The organism is Fodinicurvata sp. EGI_FJ10296 (assembly GCF_040712075.1).
Taxonomy (GTDB): domain Bacteria; phylum Pseudomonadota; class Alphaproteobacteria; order DSM-16000; family Inquilinaceae; genus JBFCVL01.
The window spans coordinates 1-2283 of record NZ_JBFCVL010000024.1; the positions used below are offsets into that span (position 1 = coordinate 1).

Here is a 2283-nt window from a genome sequence, read left to right on the forward strand (position 1 = left end):
GCCGTTCATTTTGGCCGTTTCGATGAGCGAGGCGATGCGGCCCCAGGTCCGGCCGCCTTCGTCATGCCCGGCGAAGAGGGCATTCTTCCGATTGAGCGCGAGGGGGCGGATCGTATTCTCCACGGCATTGGAGTCGATCTCGATGCGGCCGTCGGTCAGGAAGGCCTGCAGCCCCTCCCAGTGGCGGGCAATATAGGCGAGCTTTTCACCAAGGCGGGATTTGGCGGAAAGGCGGGAACGCTTTTCTTTCAGCCAGTGACCGAATGCCTCGATCAGTGGGGCGGAGCGCTCCTGACGGATTGCCAGCCGTGTTTCCGGTGGTTGCCCGCTGATCTCGGCCTCGATCCTGTAGAGCGCCGCGATCCGGTCAAGACCGTCGGCCGCGATCGGCGAGCCGTCGCGCTCATGGATCTCGTGCAGCTTCCGGCGCGCATGCGCCCAGCAATGGGCCAGCACCAAGGGTCCGCCGGGGCGGTCCGTGCGCGTGAGCCGGTTATATCCGGCATAGGCGTCGACCTGCAGGATGCCGGCAAAGCCGTTCAGAAAGCGTTCGGCATGGTTGCCACTGCGGCCCTCGGCATAGAAATAGACGACCCCCGGCGGATCGGGGCCGGCCCAGCGCCGGTCGTCGCGGGCCAGCGCCCACAGGTACCCGGTTTTGGTTTTACCCCTGCCGGGATCGAGCACCGGTGCACGGGTTTCATCCATGAACAGCTTCCCGGACCGTCTGAGATGATCGGCGAGACGGTCGACCACGGGCCCGAGATGAAAGGCCGCATTGCCAACCCAGCCGGCGAGTGTCGAGCGATCGAGGTCCAGTCCGGTCCGGCTGAGCGCTTGACACTGACGGTAGAGCGGCGCGTGGTCGGCGTATTTCGCGACCAGCACATGCGCGATCGCCCCTTCGGTCGGCAGCGCGCCTTCGATCAGATGCGCCGGCGCCGGTGCCTGGTGAACACCGTTCTCGCAGCGCGGGCAGGCAAAACGGGGACGGACGGTCGCGATCACCCGGACCTGCGCCGGCACGATATCCAGCCTTTCGGTGCGATCCTCGCCGATGCGCACCATATCGCCACAACCGCAGGGGCAGGATGTACTCTCCGGCTCGATGATCCGTTCCACGCGCGGCAGATCTGCCGGTAGATGGCCCAGCAGGCGCTTTGGCGCCGGGCGCCCAGGTGTTGTCGGGGGCGTTGTCCGGGGATGGGCGGTGGCCCGTGCCTCCTCGACCTCGGCAACCGCCCCTTCCAGATCTTCGAACGCGAGCTGACGGGCGTCGGTGTCGAGCTTCTCCGATCGTTTGCCGTATAGCGCTTGCCGGAATTCGCGGACCAGATGTTCCAGCCGGGCATTATGCGTCGCCAATTCGGCGTTCTGCTCGGCCAGCGTGATCTTCTCTTCGGACAGCGCCGCGATCCTGGCCTGCTGTGCCTCGAAGGCCGCCCGGTATTCCGGCGGCAGTCTGGTCAGGTCAAGGTCATCGGCGCGCGTCTGCATGGTCTCATCGTACCATGGCGGTAAAGCCCCATCACACCCCGCTCGTGCGACCCCGAGTCATTCCGCCGCAGCGGGGCGACGGCCTCGCGGCGGCGTCACACGCCGCCAGTCCAGACCTTCGAACAGCGCTTCGAACTGGGCTTTGGAAACACGCATCACGCCGTCGCGCACGGTGGGCCAGGTGAAGCCACCTTGTTCAAGGCGCTTGTAAATCAGGACCAATCCGGTGCCGTCCCAGACCAGGATCTTCGCCCGATCTCCGCGTTTCGAGCGGAAAACCACGATCAGGCCGGAATGCGGATCGAAACCAAGCTGCTCCTGAACGACCGCCGCCAATCCATCAGGGCCCTTGCGGAAATCAACGGGCCGGGTCGCGACGACGATCCGGACGCCATTGCCGGGAAGGATCATGCCGCCTCGCGCAATGCAGCGGCGATCTCGGCCACGCGTCCCGCTGGGGTGGTGGCCGGCACGCGTACCGTCATTGTTCCGACCGTGATCTCGATGCGCCCGTCGTCCGCAACCTCATCCGGTCCGTCGCCAACAGCCAGCGGCGCGAACACCTGGCTTTCGGATGGCGCGGGCAAAACCAGCTTCCCTTCCCGGGCCTGACGCCGCCAACCCGACAGATGGTTCGGGTTCAGATCATAGCGCCAGGCGACCGCTCTCACCGACGCGCCCTCATCCAGCGTCTCAGCGACGATCCGGGCCTTCACCTCATCCGGCCAGCGCCGGCGTGCCTTACCGGCAACAACCTCACCGCCCGAAGTGAGAAACTCCGTTGAG

At 65.9% G+C, this 2283-nt stretch carries 2 protein-coding genes and 1 pseudogene; all 3 read right to left on the minus strand.

Annotation, left to right across the window (positions count from 1 at the left end; genetic code table 11):
• A pseudogene (locus tag ABZ728_RS22025) lies at positions 1-1347 on the minus strand (IS66 family transposase); the annotation flags it as partial.
• A 207-nt stretch (positions 1348-1554) separates the two neighbouring features.
• A complete protein-coding gene (gene tnpB, locus ABZ728_RS22030) occupies positions 1555-1908 on the minus strand; it encodes an IS66 family insertion sequence element accessory protein TnpB (protein WP_366658598.1) in 354 nt (117 codons plus the stop codon).
• Positions 1905-2283, minus strand: a 379-nt coding sequence (locus ABZ728_RS22035; protein WP_366658599.1) for a transposase, incomplete at its 5' end; no start/stop codon positions are given. The genes tnpB and ABZ728_RS22035, both read right to left, overlap by 4 nt.